Below are 21,422 nucleotides of genomic sequence, written 5' to 3'. Positions count from 1 at the left end.
CGCGCTTGGCCGTCGTCGGGCCGGCTTAGTCAGACTGGATGTCCGAGGCTGGTGATCAGGCGGGCGACGGCGTCCTTTGCGGTTGGAGGAGGGCCGAACACTTCGCGTTGTCGTGAGGTATCGGCCACATAGCGGCCGCTTTGGAACCAGTCCATCATGGCGCCAAGGTCCTTCGCCATCGGGTTGATTGGGTTGAGGACGAGCTGAACCTGTCTGCCGAGCAGCTGGGCGGAGAGGTCAGCGATCTCCTGCATGCTTACGGGCTGGTCCCAGCCGATGTCGATACGCTGCCCCTCGACCCCGCTTGCTTCGACCGCTGCGGCAAGGTAGCCAGCGAGGTCGGCGGTGAGCACGAACGTCAGCGGAACGCTCGACGACCCGAACCACGTGATCCGCCCTTCGCTGAAAGGGTCCCCGTAGCGAGTGATCTGGTCAAGGAATGCGCCCGGACGCAGTGCCACGAACGGGACCCCGAGTTCTTCGAGGCGATCTTCAGTCAGTTTCTTGTGCCAGAAGTGCGGAACATCCGGGGTCTGGTCACAGGTGAGGATGCTCGTCAGGACGAATCTGCGAATGCCGGCGCGGCTTGCCGCATCGACAAGGTTGATGTTGCCCACGGTGTCGATGACGGGGCTGTCGCCCTCCCGGTGCCGCGTGTATCCAGCTGCGGAGGTGACCACAGCGTCAACGCCGTCCATGGCGCGCAGCAGCGACTCGGGCTCCATCATGTCGCCCCGGGCGATCGTGGCACCAAGGGCTTCAAGGCGCGTTGCGTCCGAACCCGGGCGCACCAGGGCACGGACTTGCTTCCCTCGCGCCAACAGCTCGGACACCACCTGGCCACCCAGCATGCCGGTGCCGCCGACCGCAAGCACTGGTCCGGAATCAGTCATTGTTGCCTCCTTACGTCCGGGAACGCCCGCGGCGGGCGACCGCGTCGATCGTCACCGCTGCAACCAGAACCAGGGCGGTGACTACGTATTTAGCCGGCGCGCTGTAGCCCTGCAGTCCCATGCCGTTATCGATCGTCGCGATGACCAGCCCGCCGAGCACTCCGTGCAGTACCTTGCCCCGCCCCCCGAACAGGCTAGTCCCGCCGATCACCGCGGCCGCCACGGCGTAAAGAACCAGCGTGCCGCCGTCGTACGACGTCGAGACGGAGCGGAGCCGCGACGCGTAGACGATTCCGCCGATACCTGCGGTGAAGGAAGCGAGCATGAAGGCGAGGGTCCGAATGCGCGCGAGGTTCACGCCTCCCCGCCGTGCGGCCTCCGCGTTGCCGCCAATAGCGTAGACGTAGCGACCGAACCGGGTGCGCCCGAGCAGCAACGTCCAAGTAGCGAGGACTCCGAGCACCACGAGTAGCACCCACGGCACCCCGCTGATTTCGACCAGGGTGCCGCGGTCGGTATTACACAGCCAGACGAGGGCCACGCCCGCGGCTAGCACCGCTGCGATCTTCAGGGCGCTCACGCTGGCTGGCGGCGCGACGAGTCCCGTGTTACGACGGCGGCCGTCCCGCAGCCACGTCCACGTGCTGAACGCTCCGACGACGACGAGCATGAGGATCCAGCTGGTGATCGGGCTGAGGTTGCCGCTGGCGATGTTGTTGATGACGGTGTCGTTGATGGGAACCACGCCGCCACTGCCGAGGATGATGAGCATCACGCCGAGCCAGCCGAGCTGGCCGCCGAGCGTCACGACGAATGACGGTAGCCCGAGGCGGGTGATGATGGTTCCGTGCAATACCCCGATACCGGCGCAGCTGACCAACCCGACCGCGATAGCCGCCCACCACGGCCAGCCGGTCGACTCCTGGACGAGTTCGGCCATGATGACGCCGCCCACTCCGCCGACGTACCCGATTGAGAGGTCGATTTCGCCGAGCAGGAGCACGAAGACCTGGCCCATCGCCAGCAGCATGAACACTGAACCTTGAATGAGCAGGTTCACCATGTTGCCGGGAGTCAGGAAGTTCGGGTTCAGCGATTGGAACAGCACAGAGATCAGCAACAGGCCTGCGAGTACAGGCAACACCCCGCTCTCGCCGCCCCGAACCCGCGCCAGCGCTGCGCGGAAGTATTCAGGCAGCGACGTTGCGGTGATGTCGGGGTTCAACGCCAGTGCGGCCTTCCGCGCTGCGGCTGCGGTGGTCGGCTCGTCCTGGAGGGCAGCAGAGGTCGAGGGGAGCGGCCCCTTGACGGCGGGCAGCGGGCGTTTCAACGGCGCCGACGGCGCAAGTTCGGGCCTTGCCCGATCGGAGAAACCCGTGGTCATGAGGTCGACCACGATCTGCCGGTCCATTTCTGTGACGGGCCGAACTTCCACGAGACGCCCGAGCCTGAGCACGGCGATGCGGTCGGCAACCTCGAACACGTCGTTCATGTTGTGCGAGATAACGATGACTGCGACGCCACGGTCTGCGAGCTGGCGAATAAGGTGGAGGACAACCTCGGTCTGCGCGACGCCGAGAGCTGCCGTCGGTTCGTCCATAATGACGAGCTTCGAGTTCCACAGCACGGATTTCGCGATCGATACCGACTGGCGTTGCCCACCGGACAGCGATGCGACGGGCTGCCGGATGGAACGCACTGTGGTCACGGCCAGGCTGGCAAGCGTTTCCCTGGCCGTGACCTCCATGCTCTCCTCGTCGAGGAGAAAATGGCGCAGCCGCTCGCGGCCCAAGAACAGGTTCTGCACGATGTCGAGGTTGTCGCACAGGGCCAGGTCCTGATAGACGGTCTCGATGCCAAGCGCGGCGGCTTCGTGCGGCGAGTTCAACCGTACGGGCTTGCTTTCCCAAAACAGCTGGCCGTCGTCGGGGGCGTGAATGCCGGCGACGCATTTGATCAATACCGATTTGCCCGCGCCGTTGTCACCGGCAAGCGCAGTCACCTTCCCGATCGGCACCTCAAGGGTGATGTCGACCAGTGCCTGCACCGGCCCGAAATTCTTGTCGATGCCCACCAGCCGAAGCAGAGGCCCGACGTCGGCGGGGTCCGAGGTTACCAACTCACTCATGTTCCAACTACTGGATTCCTGCCGCGGTGCACGCGTCCTTCACCTGAGAGATGCACAGCGAAGAACTCGTCACGGCGCCGTCTTTCACCACGGTGTCGGCCATGTTCTTCGTGGTCACCCACAGCGGGGTCAGCAGGACCGAGGCGACGTCGGTCTTCGCGGTGTCGTCGGTCGTCTTGCCGTTCACCAGGGTTGTGGGAATGGTCATGCCGGCCCGCAGGTAGAGTGCCGCCGCCGCGGCTGCCTGGGCCTCAAAATAGATCGGCTTGTACACCGTTCCGCACTGGTAGCCCTTCAGGATGTTCTGCAACCCGGACAGGGACGCATCCTGCCCCGTGGTGGGGAAGGTCTTGGCAGGGATTTGCTTGCTCTGCAGGTACGAAATCACCGCGTTGGCGTTGTCATCGTTGGGCGTGACCACCGCGTTGATGTTCGAGTGTGCCGTGTACTGTTGGGCGAATGTTGTCTGTGCTACGGACGGTGTCCACGTCCCGGCAGGCTCGCCTACGTTCACGTATTCGCCACTGTCGAAGTGCGGTTTGAGTACGCCGTTGTAGCCTTCGGCGAACAGTTTCGCGTTGTTATCGGTCGGGTCGCCATCCATGATCAGGATGTTCGGCTTGGTGACTTTCCAGTCTGCGAGGCAACTGACTTCGCCTTGGCCGATCAGTTGACCAACTTTGACGTTGTCGAAACTGACGTAGGTTCGATCCTTCGCGCCGCCTTTGACGAGCCGGTCATAGTCGATCACCTTGACCCCGCGCGAACTGGCGGCCGCCTCGATGGCCGCGCCGGAACCCGAGTCCAGGGCATCTACCAGCAGAACGGATGCCCCAGCTGTGATGTCAGCCTCGGCCTGTGTCTGCATGGTGCTTGCGCTGCCCTGCGCGTTGTCGATCTTGAACTTGCTGGAGTCGAGTCCCGCGGCTTCGAATGCCTTCTTCAGGTACGGGGCATCGAACGTCACGTACCGCGCTGAGGTGGTGGTGTCCGGCAGCAGTACGCCGACCATGCCCTTGCCCTGTGAAGCGAGCGACGTGAGTTGCTTCATCGCTGAGAAGTCGGCCGTGAACGCATCCGCGGAGATTTGCGGTACGGTTCCGCCGGAACTCGTGGCGCTTGGCGAAGGCGATGTGCTCGTGCTCGAGCATGCGGCGAGTGCCGTGATAGCGAGGGTTGCGATGAAGGCGGTTCCGGCGCCTCGTGCCGTGACCTTCATGTTTAACATTTCATTCCTTCCGTTGGTTGCGACAACAGGCGACCTGGCGGGGTCGGGCCGGAACCTGGGCGTTGGCGCCGGACGCAGGTCCACGCCGGAGGCCACGGCGGTTCTCACCAACGGACGTCGATAAGCCAGCGCTAAACTGGCTGGCGACTCTTACGACCAGCGACTCGATATCACGGGGTCCTCTCTGGACGAACATGCCGGCGACGCCGGGCATGTTCGTCGATGTTGCTCTATGACTACGTTGTAGACCGGAAGTCTGCGCTTAGCAAGGCTTTGTGCGCCGCGGGATTTCGACGACGGCGACGCCGGGAAGGAGTGGCGGGCGGATTTTGTTACATCAATACCGGAGCGGCGATGACAGCGGAACCTTGGGGTCGGCTTGGGGCGTACGGATGGTCATCGCGGCACCGGATGGCGGTACCTCCTGGGAGGTCACCGTCAACAAGTGAAGCCCCTTGGGGTGCCGTCCAAGGTGTCCTGGGGCGCAGTCCACATCACAGAGGTGGTTTCAATGAAGAAATGGACGCGATGGCAGGATTGGGTCACGGTTATTGCCGGTCTCTATGCTGCTCTATCGGTCATTTGGACCACGGCGGCCGGTTCGTCGGCTGCCCTGATGGTCGTGTTCGGCGCTTTGCTGATCATCAGCGGCGTCATCAATCTGGCCATGCCCGGAACGCCGGTCATGGAGTGGGTCCAGGCAGGCTTGGGCGCCCTGCTCTTCCTTTCTCCGTGGATGGGTTCCTACGCTATGCAAGGTGGAGTCGCCTGGACGTCCTGGATCACCGGTCTGGTGGCGCTCGTCGTCACCGCGACGGCGATCAAGCCGAGCACCGAGGAACACCGGCATCACATGGTCAGCCCTTCGCACTGAACGGCCGCAACCCTGAACAGCTGCAACACCTAAACAGTGGAGCACCGGCCGGCGGGACCTCAACCGGACCCGCCGGTCGCTTGCCCTTCTCATGTATCCGCACGCAGAATCCAGGGGCTAGATCCACAGCTCAGGCCTTCAGGACGGCAGACCCAGTGATACGGTCCCCGGCCAGGTCCCGCAGCGCCCGATCGGCTTCCGCCAAGGGATATGCCGTTGTGGTGGGAGTGAGGGGAATCTCTGCCGCCAGCGACCAGAATTCCTCGCCGTCCGAGCGGGTATTGGCGGTAACACTGCGAAGCTGCCGCTCATAGAAGAGGTCGGCGGAATAGTTCAGGGACGGTATGTCGCTCAGGTGGATGCCCGCAATCGCGAGGGTCCCACCCCGGCCGAGTGCCCTCAGTGCCACCGGGACGAGATCCCCAACGGGGGCGAAAAGTATCGCCGAGTCGAGTGGGTCCGGCGGGGAATCGTATGAGTCGCCAACAAACACAGCCCCGAGTTCGCGCGCCAGGGAACGGGCCGATTCCGAGCGTGTCATCACGCAGACGGACGCACCTTGGTGGCGTGCCATTTGCGCTGTGAGGTGGGCCGAACCTCCGAAACCGTAGATGCCCAGCAGGCCGCCCGGTGGGACGGCGGCGCGTTTGAGTGCGCGGTACCCGATGATGCCCGAGCACAATAGCGGTGCTGCTTGCTCGTCCGGAAATTGCTCCGGAATGGCATAGGCGAAATCCTCGGACACGGTCAGCTTTTCCGCATAGCCGCCGTCTCTATCCCATCCGGTGAACGTGGGGGAGAGGCAGAGATTCTCTTCGCCACGCTGGCAATATTGGCACGTCCCGCATGTTCCTCCGAGCCAGGCCACCCCGACCCTGTCACCCGGCTGGAACCGGGTGCACCCTTTGCCCGTGTCAATGACTATTCCCACCACTTCATGGCCGGGCACTACGTCCGGCATGCGCGGCTCAAGGTCACCCTCGGCCAAATGGAGATCTGTCCGGCAGACACCGCTGGTTCGGACATTGATGAGTAGCTCCTGTCGCCCCGGTTCCGGATCGGGCCTTTCGCCCCAAACAAGCGGCCCCGTCGCGATTGGACCGGGTTCATGCACCCACCATGCACGCATCGTGCATCGCCTCGAAGCTAGGTCTGGTTCTCCGCGGTGGAACCGGCGTTGGCAGCGCGTCGCTCCGCTTTCAGTAGGCGAAGGCCGCTTGCCAGTACCCCCACATGGCTGAACGCTTGCGGGAAGTTTCCTAGGAACTCTCCCGTGTCCGGGTGGATCTGTTCCGGTAGCAGGCCCAGCGGATTTGCCCGGCTGCAGAGGGATTCGTAGAGTTCGTGCGCCTCATCCACCCGGCCCTGCCCGGCTAGGTTATCTACCAGCCAGAAGCTGCAGAGCAAGAAGGCGCCCTCGCTTCCCGGCAGCCCGTCGGGGGAAATCCTTGGCAAGTAGCGGAACAAGAGGCCGTTGCCGGCGTCGAGCTCGGCGGCAATAGCTCTTGTGGTGGCAACCATCCTCGGATCGTCGAAATCAATGACGTTGCGGACAGGAAGGGTCAGCAACGACGCGTCCAGGCCGCCGCTGCCGCCCAAATTTTCAGTGAAGGTGCGACGCCGGGGATCCCAGGATTGAGTCAGGGCAGCCTGCCGGATTTGGCGCGCAGTTGCCTCCCAACGGCGCTTGGGATAAGGAAGTCCGTCCCGGCGCCCGATCTGGATGGCCCTGTCGATCGCGACATAACACAACGCGGCGGAATAGGTGAAGGGCCGGCTCTTATCGCGTATCTCCCAAGGACCAGAGTCCGGAACCCGCCATTTCTTGATCGCCATTTCCACGATGGGCACCAGCGCGGCCCAGAGCCGCTCGTCGACCCGCCTGCCGCTGCCCGACCACTGGTATGCGATATCGACTATTTCGCCGTAAACATCGTGCTGGAGTTGGTGGCGGGCGCCGTTGCCCCACCTGACCGGGGCTGATCCTCGGTATCCCCGCAATTGTGGATCCTCCACCTCATCAGGTGGTTGGGACCCATCCAGAGCGTACATAACGTGCGGGACGCCGTCGCGTTCGACATTGGTCAGGACCCAGGCAAGGAATACGTCCGCATCGCTTGGGTCGCCAATGCGCCTGAAGACGTAATTGGAGAAGGACGCGTCACGCACCCACGTGTACCGGTAGTCCCAGTTCCGCGACGTTCCCGGCCACTCAGGCAGGGAGGACGTGGCCGCAGCCAGGATGGCGCCCGTTTCAGCATGGTCCAACATCTTCAGAGTCAAAGCCGAGCGTTTCATCAACCCAGCTTGGGAGCCTTCGCAGTCCAAGCTTGAAGCCCAGCGGCGCCAAGCATAAACAGTCTGGTCGATGAGCTTCTTGCTCTCCGGGTGCTGGCGGAGCCGGAACCGCCCCGACCAGTGCAGGACCATGGTCAGCGTTTCTCCCGCACGAAGCGTCAGCTCGGCAGACAGGCCGCGCCCATCAGGCACGAGCTCAACCGAGGACCATAGGTAGACTTCCTGGACGCCGTCTTGCCGCCAATCGAACCTCCAGCCCGTGGCCAGGGCATCAAAGGTGACGCCGGCCTTAGGTATCAGGCTGATGCGGAGCGGGACGTCTCCACCCACGGCCCGGGCGTGCCGGAGGAGCTCGGAACGGCCAGCCGGTACCGGCTCCGAGAGGTCGGCGCCGGCGCGCAGGGTCAGTCCGTCCGTCACTTCGAGCACGCCACGGTCGGACAGGAGGGAGGTGACCAGCACACAGGAGTCCTCGGTGTAGCGCTGGAAGGATCCCACCGTGTGAACCGGAGCTATTTCAAAACGACCCCCGGACTCGGCGTCGAGTATTCCTGCCAGGAACGGGGGACTGTCGAACTCTGGCAGGCAGAGCCACGTGATTGCCCCGTCCCGGCCTACCAGGGCGCATGTGGATCCGTCGCCGATGAGTCCATGATCCTCGATGGGCAGATATCCATCCTGGTTAACCACCGCGCGCGCATGGGCAGCAGTGATCATGATCGCTCACTCCTTTGGGTTCATCCAGCCTTGTATATGGATTCTCCCGCCGTTCCAGTGCGCGCGCCACAGCCCTGCCATTCGCAGGAATCTTCCGGTTCAACCCATGCCCGTCAGGGGGTCAGAAGAACCTTGATGGCGCGCCGTTCATCCATGGCGCGGTAGGCCTCGGGTGCTTCCTCGAGCGGCATCACCGTGTCGAAGACCCGGCCCGGATTGATCGTGCCGTCGAGTACGTCCACGAGCAGTTCCGGGATATACGTGCGGGCCGGGGCCATTCCGCCCGCAATCGAGATGTTCGTGTCAAACAAGTAGCGCAGCGGGGCTTCGGCTCCACCTGTCGGGACACCGACAAAGCCGAGGGCCCCGCCCGGGCGGACACTGTGCAGTGCCTGTTCCATGGATTCCTTGGTCCCGACGCACTCCAGCACGGAGTCGGCCAAGACGCCTCCCAGCAACGCGCGGACCTTGGCTACGCCGTCCTCGCCACGCTCGGCGACGATGTCCGTGGCTCCGAACTCAAGGGCAATTGCCTGACGGTCGGCGTGCCGGGACATCGCGATGATTCGCTCGGCTCCGAGCCGCTTCGCTGCGAGCACGCCGCAGAGCCCTACCGCCCCGTCCCCGACGACGACGACGGTCCTGCCGGGCCCGACCTTCGCCGCGAGGGCGGCGTGATGGCCGGTGGCCATGACATCGGACAGCGTCAGCAAGCTGGCACGGAGTGCGTCGTCAGGTTCCGTGACGCCGGGAACCTTGACGAGGGTGGAGTCCGCCAGTGGTACCCGGACCGCCTGGCCCTGGCCGCCGTCGATCGCGTGCCCGCTGTCATCTTTGCCGCCCCAACCGGCCAAATGGTCGCAGGCCACCGTGACTCCGTCCAAGCATTGCGGGCACGCGCCACAGCTGACCACGAACGGGGCGATCACGAAGTCGCCCACCGCCAAGGTGGTGACATCGTCGCCGACGCTCTCCACGGTGCCGATGAATTCATGCCCGATCGCGGACGGCTTGTGGGTGGGCTTCACGCCGCGGTACGGCCATAGGTCCGATCCGCAGACGCAGGAGGCAGTGACTTTGACAATGACGTCGGTGGGCAGCTGGACCGTTGGGTAGCTGCGGTCTTCGACACGGATGTCGCCGGGGCCGTGGATGATGGTGGCGCGCATGGGGCTCCTCAAATGGCGGTTGTTGGGCTTGAACCGAGTCTATCCCCGGGACGGTAGTTGACCCGTCGCTACATCAGCCACTGAACCGTGACATTCATGGCGAGCAAGGCATTTGTCAGGGGTGCAAGTATCAAATCGTCGGCCTCCATGCGGCGCAGCGTCTCCAGGAATTCATCCAGCTGAATGGGGGTGAATCCGCCGTCGCGGAGTTGCTGGAGAGCAAGCTCGATATTCTCATTCCGCGTGTTGCTGAACCGCGGATTTACCTCTGGCTGTATCGGTTCCGAATCCATGACTTTTTGTCGCCCCAAATGTTTTCCACGCGCGTAGGACGTTCCACGCGTCAAAAGTATTCCTGTATTACAAATGCTACTATCTCGGCGCTTGGCGAACCCCAAACGCCACTGTGGCACTCGCCCGTCTCCGGGCCCGCAGCAATAGCATTGGTCAATGATGGATAAGTCGTCGGATTCTGGCGCGTTGACGCACGAGCTGGCCCGTGACCCTCGCCGCGTTCACTGGATGGAGCTGTTCTTCGACCTCGTCTTTGTCGCTTTCGTCGGGCAGCTCGCACGCGGGATCCATGGCGACCCCGGATGGGCCGAGTTCGGTACCTACGTCCTGCTTTTCTTCCCGGCTTGGTGGGCATGGGTGAACATTGTGTCCGTAGTCAACCTCCTGCCCGGATTGTCGTCCCGGGCGCTGGGTATCGCGATGCTCGCGGCCATGGCGGCGGCGAGCGTCATGGCCGCGGCTGCACCGGGTGCTTTTGGAGAACGGGCGTGGGCCTTCTCGCTCGCCAATGCTGCCATACGCGTTGTCCTGCTGGTCTTGTGGTTGTATCAACACCGAGGGAATTCAGTTGAAACCCCGTGGCGCATTTGGATTTACAACGGCGGCACGGCCGTCCTTTGGTTCATCGCGGCCTTCTTGCCACTCCATGTCGCCGTCGTCCTGTGGGCGACGGCCATCGTCATCGAGGTTGGCATGATGGTGGTTAGCGCGCGCCTTTGGCCTGACCGCGGCATCGGCGGTATCAATATCGAACACGCGTCCGAACGGCTTGGATTGTTCGTCATCATTGTCCTCGGCGAATCGATCTTCACGATCGTCACTGAGGTTTCGGATGATTGGGGTCCGGGCGCCGGAGCGGTCGGAGCACTCGGATTCCTCATTGTTGCGTTCCTTGGCTGGGCGTTCTTCCAATATGGCACCGGGACCATCACCGCGGGGCTCGAGCGCCTGCAGGCTCGCTCGGACTTCGCAGGGATACTCCAGACCACGTTGTTCCTGCCGTTTCTCCTGGTGCTGGGAGTGACAGCAATCGCCGGGGCGATCGCGACCGCCATTCCGGCACCCTATGTGCACTTGCCGCTCGGTTCGGGGATCTCGCTGGGCGGCGGTCTAGCTCTTTTCTATGGTTGCAATGCGATCGTCTCGCTTCGTTACGGCCAGCCACTGCGGGCGGTGCTGCCCTGGGCAGTGCCCACAGTGGTGACCGCTGTTTTGCTCATACCGGTGAGCGCTGCGGTTCCCGGTGCCGTCGTCTTGGTGTTTGCCGCGATTGTCTTGCTCCTCGTCACGGCCTACGTGGAGATTCAGAGGCGACGGCGCAGGAGTTCCGCACCTGCAGCCGCGCCTCCGTCACCGCCTAGCCGTTGATGATCTGTGGCACGCCCAGCGCCTTGAGGCCTTCGACGCCGAATTCGAGGCCGTAGCCGGACTGCTTGGCGCCGCCGAACGGAATGCGCGGATCCACGGCGCCGTGCTTGTTGATCCAGACCGTTCCGGCCTCGAGACGGGCGGCTACCTTCCGGGCGCCGTCCAGGTCCGATGACCAGACCGAGGCGCCGAGTCCGACGTCGAGCGCGTTCGCCATGGTGACCGCCTGGTCGACCGTGCTGTAGCGGATAATCGGCAGCGCCGGACCGAACTGCTCCTCGGCGACGAGGGGGTTGCCGTTGTCGATGTCGGCCACGAGCGTGGTGGGGTAGAAGTAGCCGGGCTGGTCCGTGTCCGGGTTGCCGCCGAGCAGGATGCGGGCGCCGAAATCGCGCGCGGCGTCCACGAGGCGGGCGACGATATCGTATTGCGCCCTGTTCTGCAGGGGGCCGAGGACGTTGTTTTCGTCCAGGCCGTTACCCATGGGCGTCGCCGCCGCAACGGCGGTGAGCTCCGAGCACACTGCTTCATACAGCGAGTCGTGGACGTAGAGGCGCTTCAGGGCAGCGCAGGTTTGGCCGGTGTTGATGAAGGCGCCCCAGAAGAGGCCTTCGGCGATGGCCTTGGGGTCGGCGTCGGGCAGGACGATGCCGGCGTCGTTGCCGCCGAGTTCCAGGGTGAGGCGCTTGACGGTGTCGGCGGACGATTTGATGATCGCCTTGCCGGTGGCGGTGGAGCCGGTGAACATGACCTTGCCGATGGCGGGGTGTTCGGCGAGGCGCGCGCCGACGTCACGGCCGCCGGAGACCACGGTCAGCAGGCCCTCGGGGAGTTCCTCGTTGAGCACCTTAGCCAAGGCCAACACGGACAGGGGCGTGTATTCGGAGGGCTTGACTACCACGGCGTTACCCATGCGCAGGGCGGGGGCGATCTGCCAGATGGTGATCATCATGGGCCAGTTCCACGGGCCGATCGCGCCGACGACGCCGATGGGCCGGTAGTGCAGTTCGGCGCGGGTTTCGCCGTCGTCCACCACGGTTTCCGGTTCCAGCGGGGTGCCGGCGGCTGCGCGGAGCCAGGCGGCGCAGGCGCCGACTTCGAAGCGCGCGTTGGGGCCGTTGAGTGGTTTGCCTTGCTCGCGGGAGAGCAGCTGGGCGAGTTCTTCGGCGGAGCGTTCGACGGCGTCGGCGGCCTTGAGCAGCGCGGCGGACCGGGCGTCGTGGCCCAGCGCAGCCCACGCGGGCTGGGCGGCCCGGGCGGCGGCGATGGCGGACTCGAGGTCCTCGACGGTATGTATGGGCGCCTGCCCGACGGCGTTGCCGGTGGCGGGGTCGAAAATCGTCCGGGTCTCGCCGGAGGACGGGGTGATTGAAGCCAGGAGGGCGTCGTAGGTTTCCAAGGGTTTACTCCACTCTGAGTTGGTAACGGTTTCGAAATAAGTCTCTAAAGGTCAAGCAGCCATCAGGATCATCGCGCCCAACGCACCTACCGAAGAAAGGGCCTCAAACGATACAGACGGGTGACGGCTGTGTCCGCGGCAGCTCGGCCGGACCGACCGGGCCGCCAAGACGACTGAGTAGGCGATGACTGCTACCGCGAGGGCTACCGCCAGGACCGAGTTCACTCCACCAAGACCCGAGTGTGCGTGTGCCTGGTGGGGTGAACCGGATGACGCCGGGGAAAGGGTTGTGACCAGGATCGCGAACATGGCCAGGATTGACATAGAGCGGTGTATTTCCATGCCGCCGCGGCGGTCCTTGGGCAGGAGCACCAACGGAAGCGGTGAAGTAAGGAGCAGCAGGAAGCCCCAAACAACGCCAGGAATGATGCCCGGCCCAACGGTTGTGTCCGCCATCCCCACGAGCATGAGTGCCATCGGGCCCCATTGGCTGAGGTTTTTGACCATGCCTTCGCGCAGTGGGTTCCAGATTCCGAGGGCACAGCAGGCCAGCATGACGATCGAAAGGACTGTGTGCATGTTGTTCAGCGATCTTCGGTCCCGGCGCTACAAGTCTTCTTCGTCACCGAGGTGCACGGCGGCCGGGTCCTCTTCGCCGTGTCCGATCCGCCGGTACACCCCGGGGTTGCTCCGCCGGAGTCGGAACGCCCAGGCGACACCCACCAATCCGGGTACCACGATAGTGGCGGGCAAGATGAACGTGAGCGCATTGGTTTCGTTCTGCCCGAGCAGCACGTTGAAGTTGATCACGATCAGAATGAAGATCGCAGCCAGGAGCACGAATCCCAGAGCAGGGGCGATCGCGCGGGTCCAGATTCCGGCGTCGTGCCTGTTCTTGCGGAAGAATCCAATGACAGCCAGTGAAACAACGGTCATGAGGAGGACAAGCCCCATAGCGCCGTCATTGGTCAACCAGGTGAACATGGTCAGGACCGGGTAGAGGTCGCCCAGCGGTGATCCGGTTCCCGCAACGGCGAAAGCTACAGTCACCACGACGGCGATGACCGTCTGGGCAAGCGATCCAGCGTAGGGAGCGCCGCTGTGCCGGCGTACGGCACCGAGCTTTCGGGGAAGGACTTGTTCGCGGCCGAGGGAGAAGAAGTAGCGGGCGGCGGCGTTGTGGAAGCTGACGAGGGCTGCGAAGAGGCTGGTGACGAAGAGCAAGCGGGCCAGGTCGGCGAGAAGGACGCCTGCGTGATCGCCCAGGAAACCGAACATCAGGTCCGGTCCTTGTTTTGCGGAAGCGTCGACCACCGCGGACGGTCCTGTGCCAACGGCCATGGCCCAGGAAGAAACAGCGTAGAACAGGGCGATGATGGCGACGGCGGTGTACGTCGCCCGCGCGACGGTGTGCTTGGGGTCTTTGCTTTCCTCGCCATAGATCGCTGCCGACTCAAATCCCATGAACGCCGCGATGCCGAAGGAGAGGACCGCCCCTACGCCTGGCACGAAGAGACTCTCCGGGCTGAGCGGCGCTCCGCTGACGCCTTCCGGGGCTACGGCAAAGGAGACGACGTCGTAGACGATCACCACGAGGAACTCCAGGCCGACCAGCACCCCGAGGACCTTCGCCGACAGGTCGACCCGGTTCACACCAAGAAATGCGACGACGGCGATGCAGACCAGAACCGGAATCCACCAGGGGACAGTGACGCCGAAACGTTCGTTGATCAAGCTCGAGACGGTGAAGCCGAACAGGCCGTAAATCCCGACCTGCATCAGGTTGTAGGCCATGAGCGCCACCATGGAAACCCCGACGCCAACCGGCCGGGAAATGCCCTGCGCGACGTAGGAATAGAAGGCGCCGGCGTTGACCACGTACCTGCTCATCGCCGCGTAACCGACGGCGAACAAAGCGAGGGTGCCGCCGAGCAGCAGGAAGGACAGCGGTACGCCGGTGACCCCGGTGACGGCGAACGTCGTCGTCACCCCGCCGGCAAGGACAGTGAGCGGGGCCGATGCAGCGATGATCATGAAGGTCACCGCCGGGACGCCGAGACGGCGTCGATTGTGATGCGGGTGGCCCACCTCGGTGGTCTCTTTTCCGGTTGTTAAACTCATTTCTGTGCCTCCATATGGCAGTGGCCGCCTTCGGCGGGCTTTGACGCGGGGACATCGAGGACAGGGCTACGGTCAAAGAAGCCCTCAGGGCGGAGCTTGAATCCCACAGTGTCCACGGGCATGATGGGCCAGTCCTCCGGGCGCGGGAAGTGGGTCAGTCCGAAGGTGTGCCACACCACGATGTCTTGTCCGTCGATGTCCCTGTCCCGGGCTATGTAGGACGGCAGTCCGGCTCCTCCGGAGTGTTGGTTGACGAAGTCGCCGCTGGGATAGCGCTCGGCCTCGTCGTAGCGGGTCACCCACAGGTCCTTGGTGGCAAAGGCGGCACGCCGGGCGATGGATGATTCAGGGTCGGCCAGAAGCATGGGGTGCCCTTGGCCATGGAGCTTGTACGCCACGGGGTCGCCCAAGCGGTTGGGTGATTCGGGATTCGAGATCACCCAAGCCCGTCCGGCCGCCATATCGGACTCACGCACAGCTTCCGATTCGCGCTTAAGGACAGTACGACGGCGGGTGAAGGCGTTGCCGCGTTCGTTGCCTTCGCCCATCGGCACCCGGATGGCGTCTTCTTCCTCGACGCGGTTCGTGAGTCCGTCGATGGCAAAGTCCAGTCGGGCGCTGAAAAGATGTTGGTGGAAGGGAGCCCCAAGGCCCGGGGCGAGTTCCGAGGCGTAGGGGTAGCCTTTCCCCGGGTGGGCGCTGGTGAAGACGATGCCGGTGGCCTTGGCTTCGAATTCGATGGTGCCGTCGAGGTAGAGGTACCAGTAGAAGCCGTAGTCATAGTTGCCAATGGTGGTGAAGAAGCTGATGACGAGCCGGCGGTTCCGGCGCGTGTAGTTCACGCCGCTCCAGAGGTCGCTGTGCTTGGCTAGGATGCTCCAGTCCTCTTCGTGCATGCAGATTCCGTTGCGGATTTCCCGTGGCTGGCCGAACGCGTCGCTGACCACCGGGCTGAGGTAGGTGATTTCGCCGAGGCAATCGCAGCCGAGCTCCAGGGAGTTGGCGTATTGGCCCACCAGGTATTCGCCGGTATCGAAGTAGTTCTGCCAGGAGCGCACGGGGGAGGGATCCCCGTAAGGCACCACCATTTCGGCGATGGAAGCGCGCTTGAGGATGCTGCGGCGGCGATCGACGTCGTCGAACGCTACATTGTGCAGGACGACGCCTTCCCGGACATCGAAACCGATGTCGAGGCTCCACTTTTCCCACTCGACGTGGTTTCCGCCCTGGACCGTGAAGCTCGGACCTTCCGGCTGGCTGATGTGGATCGGCTTCTGGGTAGTGCGCATCGGTCCGGTCAGCTCAGGGTCCGTAAAGTTGCCGTGCTCCTCCGGGACCGGAACGGGGCCGAAATCCAGGACCTGGTCGACGGTCTTGCTCACGACGTCGACGTACGCAACCAGCCCGTCCACCGGATGCGCCCAAGCGCTGTCCTCCGGGAAATCCTGAACGAATGCCAGGCCGCGCAGGATCCGGCGGCCCTTTTCTTCGGGGTATTCGAAAACCCCCGCGGACAGCGGAGCGACCCTGACTTTGGTGACATCGAGATTCCGGTCAGCCAAGGCCTTGAGCCATCGTTCGTCCTGGGCCAGGATCTCCTCAACCACCTCGAATTCCTCTTCGATGACTGGAAGCTCGCCCGTCACGGACGTGTCCAGTTCCATTTTCGAGACGACTTCCCGGTGGGTCACAGAGACCACGACGTCCTGTGCCGCACCGGACGAAACGTTATGCAGGAACGCCCTGAACCTGCGGTCCGCGGCTCCTGAATCGCGAGTCCCCGAATCGCGAGTCCCCGAATCGCGCGGGGGATCAAGCAGTCCAAGATAAGCGACCCTGATGGATTCACCGAAGAGTCCGGCATCGGCCAGGATGTCCCTGACCGCCGTGATGTCCTCGGCACTGGTCATTGCATAAGGAGACAGTCCGGCAAACGCAGCCATTTCGGCGATTTCTGGAGAGGAAGTTGTGCTCATGGAAGGCCTTCGTGGTCGACGGTTTATTTTCTATGTGTGTAGAGAATAGCATCGTGTAATCTGAGTCACAACAGTTGTAGAAAAAAGATTTGGGGAACATGTGCCGAAGATCGTAGACCACGACAAGCGCCGGGTGGAACTGGTCGAAGCCACCTGGCGAATCATCGCGAAGAGGGGGATCGAGGGTGCAACCATGCGTGAAATTGCCATGGAAGCAGGCTTTGCCAACGGCGCGCTCAAGCCCTATTTTCCGACGAAGGACGATCTGCTGACGTTTGCCTTCGCCCACGTTTTCAACCAGACGAACGCCCGCATGGACACGTCCACTGCCGGCCAGCGCGGCCTGTCTGCTTTACGTAGCTATTGCCACGAAATCCTGCCGCTTGATGCTGAGAGGCTCAACGAAGCCCGAATTGCCATCGCGTTCTGGCAGCGCGCACTCACGGATCCGGCGAAGGCGGCCTTGCATGATTCCTCGATGGAGCAATGGCGTGAGTCGTTATTCGCCAGGCTCCGTGAAGCGAGGGACCTTGGCGAGCTGAAGGAGGGGCTGAACGACGACGACATCGTTGGCGGGATCATGACGTTCGCCCTCGGTGCCCAAATCACCGCCACTCTGACGCCCGAACACCACTCGCCGGATCAGTTGCGGTCCCAGTTGGAGACCTACATTTCGCTTATCTCTTCCGAAAAGAATGCACTCGTTCCAACCGGCGGCTCGACAAGCTCTACCTGAGAGCAGGTAGCTTTCGAGGTGGCCCTACTCGAGCGCCACGGGGAGTTCCCGCCCCCGGTACTCTGGTGTTAATTGCCGCCCTCTTCTTCGGATGCGGTTGTTCACGTTGGAATGGGGATCGCATGGCGGGTCCGGTGATTGCGGCCAAGCTTTACGTCCCGAAACCGGGCCGCGGCCTTGTCCCGCGCCCAAGATTGAGTGAGCGTTTGCGTCGCTCAGCCGAATCGAGACTGACGTTGCTATCCGCGCCGGCCGGATTCGGTAAGACGACGCTCCTCGCAGGATGGCTAAGGGAGGCACAGGGCGAAGTCCGCTGTGTTGCGTGGCTCTCGCTCGATTCAGCGGACAGCGATCCGGTGTCTTTCTGGACCTACGTTGTAACAGCGCTCCAAACGGCGGTGCCCGGCGTCGGCTCGGCGGCCCTCAAGCCCATTGCCAGTTCCCCCTTGCCGACCGATCTCGTGCTCAGCACTGTATTGAATGAGCTTGCAGCTGTACAGCACGGCGTGTGGCTCGTGCTGGACGACTACCACTTGGTCGAGAGCCAGGACGTCCGCGATGGGATGGTCTTCCTGCTGGATCATCTTCCTCCACAAGTGCATGTTGTCATCAGCACCCGGGCCGATCCGGATTTTCCGCTGCCCCGTTGGCGAGTGCGGGGCGAGTTGCTCGAGATTCGCGCCGCGGATCTGCGGTTTACGTCCGAGGAAGCCGGCTCGTATTTCAACGGGGTGGCGGGACTGGGCCTCGAGGCTGCTGAGGTAGCCGCTTTGGAGCAGCGTACGGAGGGCTGGATTGCCGCGCTCCAGCTCGCCGCGCTCTCTCGAAGGGCGGGACGATGTCGCGGGCTTCGTCGCGCGGTTCGCTGGGGACGACCGGTACGTCGTCGACTATCTGGTCGAGGAGGTGCTCAAGCATCAGCCTGAACAAGTCCGCGGATTCCTCTTGCGATCATCGATCCTTGACCGGCTCACGGGTCCGCTCTGTGACGCCGTCACCGGCCGTGATGACGGAAGCCGGATGCTCCTGGCCCTGGAAAGTGCCAACCTCTTCATCGTTCCCCTGGACGATCGGCGGGAATGGTACCGCTACCACCACCTCTTCGCCGACGTGCTGCGGGGGCGCCTACTCAGCGAGCAGCCCGAGCAGATTCCGCTCTTGCACCAGCGCGCCAGCGGCTGGTACGAGCGCCACGAGATGGCAGGAGACGCTGTCCGGCACGCGCTGGCTGCCCTCGATTTCGACGGCGCGGTGCGGCTCATGGAGCTCGCGTTGCCGGCGATTCGGCGTAACCGCCAGGACGCGATGTTGTTCGCGTGGCTGAAGGCACTGCCCGACGACGCCGTCCGCCGCAGCCCGGCACTAAGCGTCTTCCATGGATTCATGCACATGGCTTCCGGTGACCTCGATGCAGTCGAGCCGAGGCTTCGTGATGCGGAAAGGGCGCTCGCCGAAGTGCCGGACGGTTCAGCGCCTCCATGGGCGGATACCGAAGAACTCCGCACGTTGCCGGCGACTATCGCCGTCTACCGGGCTTCCCTCGCCCAAGCACGAGGAGATGTCGCAGGCACAGTCGAGCACGCTCAGCACGCGCTCGACATCGCCGGCCCCAACGACCATCTGTCCCGTGGATCGGCGGCCGGCTTCCTCGGCCTCGCCGCGTGGTCGAAAGGCGACGTGAGCACAGCGCCGCAAACGTTCACGCAGGCTGTGGCGAGCCTGCACGCATCGGGAAACCTGATCGACGAGCTAAGCAGCACCGTGGTGCTCGCTGACATGTGGGTCGTCGCAGGGCAGCCCGGCAAGGCACGCACACTCTACCGGAATGCGCTGGAGCGGGCCGAGGCGGAAGGCGAGTCCGTGGCGCGGGCAACTGCCGAATTGCACGTGGGAATCAGCGAGATTGACCGCGAAGCCTGGGATCTCGTCAGCGCCAGGCGACACCTTGAGACCGCCGCACAGTTCATTGAGCGCGGGTTGATGACCGAGAGCCGCTACCGGTGGTTCCTGGCGACGGGACTGCTCGCCCTTGCCGAGGGAGATCCCGTGGCAGCGATTAACTTCCTTGAGCAGGCGGAACCGCTCTATCGGCGCGGGTTCTTCCCGGACGTACGCCCCATCGCCGCGGTGAAGGCACGTGTGTGGATTGCCCAGGGCAAGCTGGAGCCGGCCGCTGAATGGGCACTCGAACGAGGGTTGTCCATCGAGGACGATGTCACCTACCTCAGCGAGTTCGACCACCTCACGCTGGTGCGCCTGTTCATCGCGCAGCACCGGGCACTCCCCGAAACCGGGGCAGTCGAGCAGGCAACTCGCCTTTTGGACAGGCTTCTCGACGCCGCCCAGGCATCGGGGCGTGCCGGAAGCGTGCTGGAGATCCGGATGCTGCAGGCTTTGGCACATGGCGCCAGAGGGCTGAACAGCCCCGCCGAAGGTCAAGCCGCGGGCGTAAGGCGGGGTGCGCCGTCGTCGTCCCCGGAACCGCTGAGCGAGCGCGAATTGCAGGTACTCAGACACCTCGACAGTGAGATGAGCGGCCCGCAGATCGCCAAGGCGCTGTTTATCTCGTACAACACGCTACGCACCCATACAAAGCACATCTTCACCAAGCTCGACGTCGCCGACCGCCGGGCGGCGGTCCGTCGCGCACGGGAACGCGGCCTGATGTAGCCGGCCCGGCCGCCAGGATCTCACCCCGTCAATCACATCGTTGGGTGACGCCTGGTCACCCCGTTGGTTCCTACATTTGAGTTATCCCGTGGCGCCAGGCCACTGATACCAAAACCGAGGAGCCGGACATGTCCATCACTACCACCAAGCTCACCCGAGCGGCCGGCCTGTGCGCCGTTGCGGCAGGACTGCTGTTCGCTGCCGTCCAGTTCAACCACCCCCACTTGGATGCCAACTTCGTTACCACGACCGAATGGACGGTCCGGCAAACCATGAAGGTGCTCATGGCCGTCCTGGCACTCCTCGGGATCACCGGAATGTACCTGCGCCAGGTCAAGCAGACCGGTGTCCTCGGCGTGATCGGGTACGTCCTATTCAGCGCCGGCTACCTCACCATGCTGAGCGTCGAAGTCATTGGGACGGTTGTCCTCCCATCTATTGCCCACAGCGCACCCGAGTACGTCAACGACGTCCTTGCCGCGTCCACCAGTGGCCAAGCGGCTGGCGACATCGGGCTGATGCAGCCGCTCCTCTCGTTCATGGGCATCGGCTACCTGGGCGGCGGCTTGCTCTTCGGCATTGCCCTCTTCCGTGCCAACATCCTCGCGCGTTGGGCTGCCGTGCTGCTTGCCGTTGGCACCGTTGCGACCATCGCTATTCCGCTGTTGCCGCAGATCAATGAACGGCTGCTCGCCTTGCCTACCGCCGTCGCTCTGGTCGGTCTCGGCATCTCACTATGGCGCGAGCAGCGCGCCGTCGGCCATTCACTACCCACTGAGAGCACCTCGCCCCTCGACCGGGCCGGCGCGAAGTAACGCTTCCGCGAGGCTGGCCCCCATGAAGGACATCAGCAGCCGCCAGGTGCCGCGGGTTATCAGCTTCGGGTCGACGGGCACCTCCCCGGGCACTGGTCTGCCTGGTTCAGTGAGTTCACCCTCACCCCCGAAAGCGATGGCACCACGAGCCTTCGGGGTTTCGTCCCGGACCAAGCGGCGCTGCACGGTCTACTCACGAAGGTCCGGGACCTCGGCCTGGTCCTGATCTCGGTCGAAGCTTTAGAACCGCCAGGCAAGGAAGACCGCTAGTGCATGCGTTCGCCCCGCCCACCGAACACGCCTACCCTTCGGCCTGGGCCCGGATGAAGCTGAGGTCCTCGGGTGAGAGGCTGACCTGGCTATGCTGGTCGGCGTCAGGGGTGACGCCCGTTTCTTGGTGAATTATTTCCGCAATGGTGCGGGGCAGAACCACGCACCCAGGGTTGTCTGTGAGCCACCGTCGCGTTTCGGGACTGAGCTTGTCCCAGTGGTTCCTGATGTCGATCTCCATGGATGACGCCTAACTGAGTAGGTACGGAACAGTATGCCGGCCGAAGCCGGTGCCGGAAGCGTAATTAGAATACGCCGGGGCTTGGGTGAATGACAGGGCCGCCCATTAGCCGATCAGTGCCCGTCGATCGTTCTGGTAGATCTCGGAGGCTTGCCGGATGCCGTCGTTGCGTCCCGGGAAGGATGCGCCTAGCGTGATCACACAAGGGAGCCCCAAGATGGGTCA

Annotated in this window: 18 protein-coding genes; 6 read left to right on the top strand and 12 right to left on the bottom strand. The window is 63.6% G+C overall.

Annotated features, from left to right (window positions below; all coding sequences use genetic code 11):
- Positions 1 to 29 precede the first annotated feature (29 nt).
- Genes OW521_RS22975 through OW521_RS22965 form a run of 3 tightly spaced genes read right to left on the bottom strand, consistent with a single transcriptional unit; the run spans position 30 to position 4,249 of the window.
- Complete coding sequence (locus tag OW521_RS22975) at positions 30 to 893, bottom strand: SDR family oxidoreductase (RefSeq protein WP_268021759.1); 864 nt, start codon at positions 891 to 893, stop codon at positions 30 to 32.
- A gap of 10 nt (positions 894 to 903) precedes the next feature.
- Positions 904 to 3,021 (bottom strand): ABC transporter permease subunit, encoded by a 2,118-nt coding sequence (locus OW521_RS22970; RefSeq protein WP_268021758.1) that lies wholly within the window; start codon positions 3,019 to 3,021, stop codon positions 904 to 906.
- A gap of 7 nt (positions 3,022 to 3,028) precedes the next feature.
- Positions 3,029 to 4,249, bottom strand: coding sequence for a sugar ABC transporter substrate-binding protein (locus OW521_RS22965; RefSeq protein ID WP_268021757.1), 1,221 nt, complete (start codon positions 4,247 to 4,249; stop codon positions 3,029 to 3,031).
- A 511-nt stretch (positions 4,250 to 4,760) separates the two neighbouring features.
- Between OW521_RS22965 and OW521_RS22960 the strand changes: the two genes are divergently transcribed.
- Positions 4,761 to 5,123, top strand: coding sequence for an SPW repeat protein (locus tag OW521_RS22960; protein ID WP_268021756.1), 363 nt, complete (start codon positions 4,761 to 4,763; stop codon positions 5,121 to 5,123).
- 130 nt (positions 5,124 to 5,253) lie between these two features.
- On the opposite strand, the gene OW521_RS22955 is transcribed toward OW521_RS22960, so the two are convergent.
- The 4 genes from OW521_RS22955 to OW521_RS22940 form a co-directional block, all read right to left on the bottom strand.
- Positions 5,254 to 6,252: a zinc-dependent alcohol dehydrogenase family protein gene (locus tag OW521_RS22955; protein ID WP_268021755.1), complete on the bottom strand. Its 999-nt coding sequence runs from the start codon at positions 6,250 to 6,252 to the stop codon at positions 5,254 to 5,256.
- A 17-nt stretch (positions 6,253 to 6,269) separates the two neighbouring features.
- On the bottom strand, positions 6,270 to 8,138 hold the full coding sequence (locus tag OW521_RS22950; RefSeq protein WP_268021754.1) for a glycoside hydrolase family 15 protein: 1,869 nt from the start codon (positions 8,136 to 8,138) through the stop codon (positions 6,270 to 6,272).
- Positions 8,139 to 8,251: 113 nt separating this feature from the next.
- Complete coding sequence (locus OW521_RS22945; RefSeq protein WP_268021753.1) at positions 8,252 to 9,307, bottom strand: zinc-dependent alcohol dehydrogenase family protein; 1,056 nt, start codon at positions 9,305 to 9,307, stop codon at positions 8,252 to 8,254.
- A 68-nt stretch (positions 9,308 to 9,375) separates the two neighbouring features.
- Positions 9,376 to 9,600, bottom strand: coding sequence for a hypothetical protein (locus OW521_RS22940; protein ID WP_268021752.1), 225 nt, complete (start codon positions 9,598 to 9,600; stop codon positions 9,376 to 9,378).
- Positions 9,601 to 9,757: 157 nt separating this feature from the next.
- On the opposite strand from OW521_RS22940, the gene OW521_RS22935 reads away from it, so the two are divergent.
- Positions 9,758 to 10,969, top strand: a complete 1,212-nt coding sequence (locus OW521_RS22935; protein ID WP_268021751.1) for a low temperature requirement protein A — start codon at positions 9,758 to 9,760, stop codon at positions 10,967 to 10,969.
- Here the strand turns inward: OW521_RS22935 and OW521_RS22930 are convergent.
- From OW521_RS22930 to OW521_RS22915, 4 genes are read right to left on the bottom strand one after another with little or no spacing between them, the layout of a single operon-like run.
- Positions 10,959 to 12,368 carry an aldehyde dehydrogenase family protein gene (locus OW521_RS22930; protein ID WP_268021750.1) on the bottom strand — a complete coding sequence of 470 codons (1,410 nt, stop codon included), beginning with the start codon at positions 12,366 to 12,368 and terminating at the stop codon, positions 10,959 to 10,961. The two genes, OW521_RS22935 and OW521_RS22930, sit on opposite strands and share 11 nt — an antisense overlap.
- 51 nt (positions 12,369 to 12,419) lie before the next feature.
- Positions 12,420 to 12,947 (bottom strand): hypothetical protein, encoded by a 528-nt coding sequence (locus OW521_RS22925; protein ID WP_268021749.1) that lies wholly within the window; start codon positions 12,945 to 12,947, stop codon positions 12,420 to 12,422.
- 27 nt (positions 12,948 to 12,974) lie between these two features.
- Complete coding sequence (locus OW521_RS22920) at positions 12,975 to 14,489, bottom strand: APC family permease (protein ID WP_268021748.1); 1,515 nt, start codon at positions 14,487 to 14,489, stop codon at positions 12,975 to 12,977.
- On the bottom strand, positions 14,486 to 16,432 hold the full coding sequence (locus tag OW521_RS22915; protein ID WP_268026072.1) for a primary-amine oxidase: 1,947 nt from the start codon (positions 16,430 to 16,432) through the stop codon (positions 14,486 to 14,488). The genes OW521_RS22920 and OW521_RS22915 overlap by 4 nt, the downstream gene beginning before the upstream one ends.
- Before the next feature lie 133 nt (positions 16,433 to 16,565).
- Here OW521_RS22915 and OW521_RS22910 point away from each other — a divergent pair, with 133 nt between their 5' ends.
- From OW521_RS22910 to OW521_RS22895, 4 genes are all read left to right on the top strand, one after another.
- Complete coding sequence (locus OW521_RS22910; RefSeq protein WP_268021747.1) at positions 16,566 to 17,201, top strand: TetR/AcrR family transcriptional regulator; 636 nt, start codon at positions 16,566 to 16,568, stop codon at positions 17,199 to 17,201.
- A 206-nt stretch (positions 17,202 to 17,407) separates the two neighbouring features.
- Positions 17,408 to 18,127: a hypothetical protein gene (locus OW521_RS22905; RefSeq protein WP_268021746.1), complete on the top strand. Its 720-nt coding sequence runs from the start codon at positions 17,408 to 17,410 to the stop codon at positions 18,125 to 18,127.
- Positions 18,128 to 18,221: 94 nt separating this feature from the next.
- Positions 18,222 to 19,871 carry a LuxR C-terminal-related transcriptional regulator gene (locus OW521_RS22900; RefSeq protein ID WP_326494043.1) on the top strand — a complete coding sequence of 550 codons (1,650 nt, stop codon included), beginning with the start codon at positions 18,222 to 18,224 and terminating at the stop codon, positions 19,869 to 19,871.
- Positions 19,872 to 19,999: 128 nt separating this feature from the next.
- Positions 20,000 to 20,686, top strand: coding sequence for a hypothetical protein (locus tag OW521_RS22895; RefSeq protein ID WP_268021745.1), 687 nt, complete (start codon positions 20,000 to 20,002; stop codon positions 20,684 to 20,686).
- Positions 20,687 to 20,987: 301 nt separating this feature from the next.
- Here OW521_RS22895 and OW521_RS22890 read toward each other — a convergent pair whose 3' ends face one another.
- On the bottom strand, positions 20,988 to 21,197 hold the full coding sequence (locus tag OW521_RS22890; protein ID WP_268021744.1) for a hypothetical protein: 210 nt from the start codon (positions 21,195 to 21,197) through the stop codon (positions 20,988 to 20,990).
- Positions 21,198 to 21,422 lie beyond the last annotated feature (225 nt).

This window comes from Arthrobacter sp. MMS18-M83 (assembly GCF_026683955.1).
Taxonomy (GTDB): domain Bacteria; phylum Actinomycetota; class Actinomycetes; order Actinomycetales; family Micrococcaceae; genus Arthrobacter.
This window is presented reverse-complemented; position numbering and strand designations above follow the sequence as displayed.